The organism is Pseudomonas sp. PL-6, from assembly GCF_054110165.1.
Map to the genome: position 1 here is coordinate 5229697 of NZ_CM134189.1, position 6221 is coordinate 5235917.

A 6221-nucleotide genomic window follows, 5' to 3' on the forward strand; every position below is an offset into this window, starting at 1 on the left:
TTACGACGCGGCCAATCATCTGCTTGGCCTGATTTGCTGCCGATCAGAAGTCCAGGTTGGACACCGCCAGGGCGTTGGACTCGATGAAGTCGCGGCGCGGCTCCACGGCATCGCCCATCAGGGTGTTGAAGATCTGGTCGGCGGCGATGGCGTCCTCGATGGTCACCTTGAGCATGCGGCGCACTTCCGGGTCCATGGTGGTTTCCCACAGCTGCTCCGGGTTCATCTCGCCGAGCCCCTTGTAGCGCTGGATGCTGTGGCGCTTGGTGCTCTCGCTCATCAGCCATTCCAGGCCTTCCTTGAAGCTGGTCACCGGCTTCTTGCGCTCGCCGCGCTGCACGTAGGCGCCGTCTTCTAGCAGGTTGTTGAGCTGCTCGCCGAGGGCGGTCACCGTGCGGTAGTCGTTGCTGGCGAAGAAGTCGCGGTTGAAGGTGATGTAGCTGGAGACGCCGTGGGAGATCAGCTCCACCTCGGGCAGCCACAGGTGGCGCTCGCGGTCTTCGCGCAGGCTGGTCTTGTACACCAGACCGGACTTCTCCATGACCTTCAGGCGTGCATCGAGCAGGCCCAGCCAGGCCTGCATGGCGCCCTGGTCGGCCAGTTGCTCGACGCTGACGCGGGGCAGGTAGACGAAGTGCTCGGTGAGCTCGATCGGATACAGACGCGACAGGCGATTGAGGGTCTTCATCACCCCACGGTACTCGCCCACCAGCTTCTCCAGCGCCTCGCCGGCCAGGCCTGGGGCGCCTTCGTTGACGTGCAGGCTGGCGTCTTCCAGGGCCGACTGGGTCATGTATTCGTCCATGGCCTCGTCGTCCTTGATGTACTGCTCCTGCTTGCCCTTCTTCACCTTGTACAGCGGCGGCTGGGCGATGTAGATGTAGCCGCGCTCGATCAGCTCCGGCAGCTGGCGGAAGAAGAAGGTCAGCAGCAGGGTACGGATGTGCGAGCCGTCGACGTCGGCGTCGGTCATGATGATGATGTTGTGGTAACGCAGCTTGTCGATGTTGTACTCCTCGCGCCCGATACCGCAGCCGAGGGCGGTGATCAGGGTGCCGACTTCCTGGGAGGAGAGCATCTTGTCGAAGCGGGCTTTTTCCACGTTAAGGATCTTGCCCTTGAGCGGCAGGATCGCCTGGGTCCTGCGGTTGCGGCCCTGCTTGGCAGAACCGCCCGCGGAGTCACCCTCCACTATGTAGAGTTCGGACAGCGCCGGGTCCTTTTCCTGGCAGTCGGCCAGTTTGCCTGGCAGCCCGGCAATATCCAGCGCGCCCTTGCGGCGGGTCATCTCGCGGGCCTTGCGCGCGGCTTCGCGGGCGCGGGCAGCGTCGATCATCTTGCCGACCACGGCCTTGGCTTCGTTGGGATTTTCCAGCAGGAAGTCGGCGAAGTACTTGCCCATTTCCTGTTCGACCGCGGTCTTCACTTCGCTGGAGACCAGCTTGTCCTTGGTCTGCGAGCTGAATTTCGGGTCCGGCACCTTGACCGAGATGATCGCGGTCAGGCCTTCGCGGGCATCGTCGCCGGTGGTGCTGACCTTGAACTTCTTGGCCAGGCCTTCCTGCTCGATATAGGTGTTGAGGTTACGCGTCAGCGCCGAGCGGAAGCCGGCGAGGTGGGTGCCGCCGTCGCGTTGGGGAATGTTGTTGGTGAAGCACAACAGGTTCTCGTTGAAGCTGTCGTTCCACTGCAGGGCCACTTCCACGCCGACGCCATCGTCGCGCTGCACGTTGAAGTGGAACACCTGGTTGACCGTGGTCTTGTTGTGGTTGAGGTACTCGACGAAGGCGCGCAGACCGCCCTCGTACTTGAACAGTTCTTCCTTGCCGCTGCGTTCGTCCTTGAGCAGGATACCGACGCCGGAGTTGAGGAAGGACAGTTCGCGCAGGCGCTTGGCCAGGATGTCCCAGCTAAAGTGGATATTGTGGAAGGTTTCTTCCGAGGGCTTGAAATGAATCTGCGTGCCGGTGCCTTCGGTGTCACCAACGGCGGCCAGCGGCGCCTGGGGCACGCCATGCACGTAGGTCTGTTCCCAGATCTTGCCGCCGCGGCGGATGGTCAGCACCAGTTCCTTGGACAGCGCGTTGACCACCGAAACACCCACGCCATGCAGGCCGCCGGAGACCTTGTAGCTGTTGTCGTCGAACTTACCGCCGGCGTGCAGCACGGTCATGATCACTTCGGCGGCGGAAACACCTTCTTCCTTGTGGATATCCACCGGAATGCCGCGGCCGTTGTCGCGCACGCTGATCGACTCATCCGGATGGATGGTGATGACGATCTCGCTGCAATGCCCGGCCAGGGCCTCGTCGATGGAGTTGTCGACCACCTCGAACACCATGTGGTGCAGACCGCTGCCATCGTCGGTATCGCCGATGTACATGCCAGGCCGCTTGCGTACGGCATCCAGGCCCTTGAGGACCTTAATGTTATTGGAGTCGTACGTTTGGTTGTCGCTCATGCCTTCACTCCCGATGGTCGTGGGTCTGGGTGATACGGCCATGTTCCACGTGGAACATGGCAACCGGCGTATCCGTTTGCCAGCCGTCCCTCAACAATTCATGGTCTACACAGGTGATGAACACCTGGCAGTGCAAATCTTCCAGCAACCGGCACAATGCCAACCGGTGCTGCTCATCCAGTTCCGACGGCAGGTCGTCGACCAGATAGATACATTGGCCGCGCTTGGCCTCGTTGACCAAGTGGCCCTGGGCGATGCGCAACGCGCACACCACCAATTTCTGTTGCCCTCGCGAAAGGATCTCCGCCGCGTTATGCCCGGCCAGCCGCAAGCGCAGATCGGCGCGCTGGGGGCCTGCCTGGGTATGCCCGAGTTGCTGGTCGCGGAGGAGGGAGGCGGCGAGCACGTCGCTCAGCTCACGATCCTTGTCCCAGCCGCGGTAGTAGCTCAGGGTCAGCCCTTCGAGTTGCAGCAGCTCTGCCAGGGTACGCTCGAATACCGGTTTCAGTGCCTGGATATAGGCCCGTCTATAGGTGTCGATCTCCGCGCTGGCTGTGCACAGTTCGCGGTCCCACGCGGCCTGCGAAGCGCCGTCAAGTGTACCATGGCGCAGCCACGAGTTCCGCTGCCGCAGGGCCTTCTGCAGGCGCTGCCAAGCGCCGAGGAACCGATGTTCCACGTGGAACACGCCCCAATCGAGGAACTGCCGGCGAATCTTCGGCGCCCCCTCGAGCAGACGAAAACTGTCCGGGTTGATCAGCTGCAACGGCAGCAGATCGGCCAGCTGCGCTGCGCTGCGCGCATTCTGTCCATCCACGCGAATCTGCAGCTCGCCCTGGCGGTCGCGGGAAATACCCAGGTTGCTGCTGCCGCCTTCGGCCAGCTGTACCCGACCGAACACGGTACAGGCCGGTTGTTCGTAATGGATCACCGGCTGCAGACGGGAGCTGCGAAAGGAGCGGGCCAGGCCGAGCAGATGGATGGCTTCCAGCAGACTGGTCTTGCCGCTGCCGTTGGCGCCGTGAAGGATGTTGATGCGGGGGGAGGGGGAGAGGGTCACCGGGTGCAGGTTGCGCACCGCGGTGACCGTTACGCGGGTCAGCGACATCTAGCGGCTTCGGTCACAGGCGCATCGGCATGACGACGTAGGCGGAATCGTCGTTGTCGGCTTCCTGCAGCAGGGCGCTGCTGTTGGAATCGGAGAGGATCAGGCGCACCTGCTCGGTGCCCATCACGCCCAGCACGTCGAGCAGGTAGCTGACGTTGAAGCCGATCTCCAGGCTGGCGCCGTTGTAGTCGACGACGATCTCTTCCTCGGCTTCTTCCTGCTCCGGGTTGTTGGCCTGGATTTTCAGCAGGCCGGCGGCCAGGGTCAGGCGGATGCCGCGGTACTTCTCGTTGGACAGGATCGCGGTACGGCTGAAGGCTTCGCGCAGGCCCTGACGATCGGCCAGCACCAGCTTGTCGCCGCCACGCGGCAGCACGCGCTCGTAATCGGGGAACTTGCCGTCGACCAGCTTGGAGGTGAAGGTGAACTCGCCTGTGTTGGCGCGAATGTGGTGCTGACCGAGGACGATGCTGACTTCGGCGTCCTGCTCGGTGAGCAGGCGGGCCAGCTCGAGAATACCTTTGCGCGGCACTATCACCTGGTGCTTGCCGTCCTGCTGGATGGCCGCCTCCATAGAGCACATGGCCAGGCGGTGACCGTCGGTGGCCACCGCGCGCAGCAGGCCGCTCTGCACTTCCAGCAGCATGCCGTTGAGGTAGTAACGCACGTCCTGTTGGGCCATGGCGAAGCTGGTGCGCTCGATCAGGCGACGCAGCTTGGCTTGCGGCAGGTTGAAGGTCAGCGAGCCCGGACCTTCCTCGACGGTGGGAAAGTCGTTGGCCGGCAGGGTGGACAGGCTGAAGCGGCTGCGCCCGGCCTTGACCAGCAGCTTCTGCTCGTCGACGCGGATGTCGATCAGCGCGTCGGACGGCAGGCTCTTGCAGATGTCCATCAGCTTGCGCGCCGGCACGGTGATCTCGCCTGGTTCGGCGGCCTCTTCCAGGGTGACGCGGCCGACCAGTTCGACTTCCAGATCGGTACCGGTGAGCGACAGCTGCTGGCCTTCAACCACCAGCAGGACGTTGGACAACACCGGCAGGGTCTGGCGGCGTTCCACGACGCCGGCGACCAGTTGCAGGGGTTTCAACAGGGCTTCGCGTTGAATGGTGAAATGCATGGTCTAGTCCCTTGCCTCGTGGAGCTGCGGTATCAGGTAGTCAGGGTGCGCAGCAGGTTCTTGTAGTCCTCGCGGATGTCCGCGTCGGATCCCCTAAGTTCAGCAATCTTACGGCATGCGTGCAACACCGTGGTGTGATCGCGGCCGCCGAAGGCCACACCGATTTCCGGCAGACTGTGGTTGGTCAGCTCCTTCGACAACGCCATGGCCACCTGGCGCGGCCGGGCGATGGAGCGCGAGCGGCGCTTGGAGAGCAGATCGGTGATCTTGATCTTGTAGTACTCGGCGGTGGTGCGCTGGATATTGTCGATGCTCACCAGCTTGTCCTGCAGGGCCAGCAGGTCCTTGAGCGATTCGCGAATCAGCTCGATGGTGATGTCGCGGCCCATGAAGTGCGAGTGAGCGATCACCCGTTTCAGCGCACCTTCCAGCTCGCGCACGTTGGAGCGGATGCGCTGGGCGATGAAGAACGCCGCGTCGTGCGGCAGTTCGACCTTGGCCTGGTCGGCCTTCTTCATCAGGATCGCCACGCGGGTTTCCAGCTCCGGCGGCTCCACCGCCACGGTCAGGCCCCAGCCGAAGCGCGACTTCAGGCGTTCTTCCAGGCCCTCGATCTCCTTCGGGTAGCGGTCGCTGGTAAGGATCACCTGCTGGCCGCCTTCGAGCAGGGCGTTGAAGGTGTGGAAGAACTCTTCCTGGGAGCGCTCCTTCTTGGCGAAGAACTGGATATCGTCGATCAGCAGCGCATCCACCGAACGGTAGAAGCGCTTGAACTCGTTGATCGCATTGAGCTGCAGCGCCTTGACCATGTCGGCGACGAAGCGCTCGGAATGCAGGTAGACCACCTTGGCGTTGGGGTTCTTCGCCAGCAGGTGGTTGCCCACCGCGTGCATCAGGTGGGTCTTGCCCAGGCCGACGCCGCCATAGAGGAACAGCGGGTTATAGCCGTGCTTGGGGTTGTCCGCCACCTGCCAGGCCGCGGCGCGAGCCAACTGGTTGGACTTGCCCTCGACGAAGTTGTCGAAGGTGAAGGTGCGATTGAGGTAACTGGTGTGCTTGAGACCGCCTTCGACCTGCACGGTGCGCTCTGTGCGCGGCGCCACCGCCGGAGTCGGCGCCTGCGGGGCAGCCCCGGCCATGGAGTCGAAGCTGGCGCGCGAAGGTTCCTCCTGCGCGGGCGGCGCCGGCGGTTTGCTCGCCGCCGCGGCCGCCTGCACCTGGGCCGCGCGGGCGGCGGCTGGCAGTGGTGCGTTCGGCGCCACCCGCGCCGCGGCAGTGCGTTTGCTGCCTATTAATAGAGAGAGCGCCGGCACCAGGCCGTTGGCACGCTCGCCGAGCAGCTCGAGCAGACGACTCAGGTACTTCTCGTTGACCCAGTCGAGCACGAAGCGGTTGGGCGCATAGACGCGCAACTCGTCGCCTTCGGCTTCGACCTGCAGAGGACGGATCCAGGTGTTGAATTGCTGGGCCGGCAACTCGTCGCGCAGAAGCTCGACGCACTGCTGCCATAGTTCCACTGACACTGACTATCCCCT

Annotated in this window: 4 protein-coding genes; all 4 read right to left on the reverse strand. The window is 63.5% G+C overall.

Annotated elements, in window-relative coordinates:
- Window positions 1–43 precede the first annotated feature (43 nt).
- Genes gyrB through dnaA form a run of 4 tightly spaced genes read right to left on the reverse strand, consistent with a single transcriptional unit; the run spans window position 44 to window position 6209 of the window.
- Complete coding sequence (gene gyrB, locus ACW9UL_RS23160; protein WP_122109581.1) at window positions 44–2461, reverse strand: DNA topoisomerase (ATP-hydrolyzing) subunit B; 2418 nt, start codon at window positions 2459–2461, stop codon at window positions 44–46.
- Window positions 2462–2465: 4 nt separating this feature from the next.
- Window positions 2466–3569: a DNA replication/repair protein RecF gene (gene recF, locus ACW9UL_RS23165; protein WP_457788435.1), complete on the reverse strand. Its 1104-nt coding sequence runs from the start codon at window positions 3567–3569 to the stop codon at window positions 2466–2468.
- 13 nt (window positions 3570–3582) lie between these two features.
- On the reverse strand, window positions 3583–4686 hold the full coding sequence (gene dnaN, locus ACW9UL_RS23170; protein WP_021445375.1) for a DNA polymerase III subunit beta: 1104 nt from the start codon (window positions 4684–4686) through the stop codon (window positions 3583–3585).
- A gap of 32 nt (window positions 4687–4718) precedes the next feature.
- Window positions 4719–6209 (reverse strand): chromosomal replication initiator protein DnaA, encoded by a 1491-nt coding sequence (dnaA, locus tag ACW9UL_RS23175; protein WP_122109583.1) that lies wholly within the window; start codon window positions 6207–6209, stop codon window positions 4719–4721.
- Window positions 6210–6221 lie beyond the last annotated feature (12 nt).

Coding starts and splice junctions, on each gene's coding strand:
- gyrB (WP_122109581.1), bottom strand. CDS start 2,461: ATGAGCGACAACCAAACGTACGACTCCAATAACATTAAGGTCCTCAAG.
- recF (WP_457788435.1), bottom strand. CDS start 3,569: ATGTCGCTGACCCGCGTAACGGTCACCGCGGTGCGCAACCTGCACCCG.
- dnaN (WP_021445375.1), bottom strand. CDS start 4,686: ATGCATTTCACCATTCAACGCGAAGCCCTGTTGAAACCCCTGCAACTG.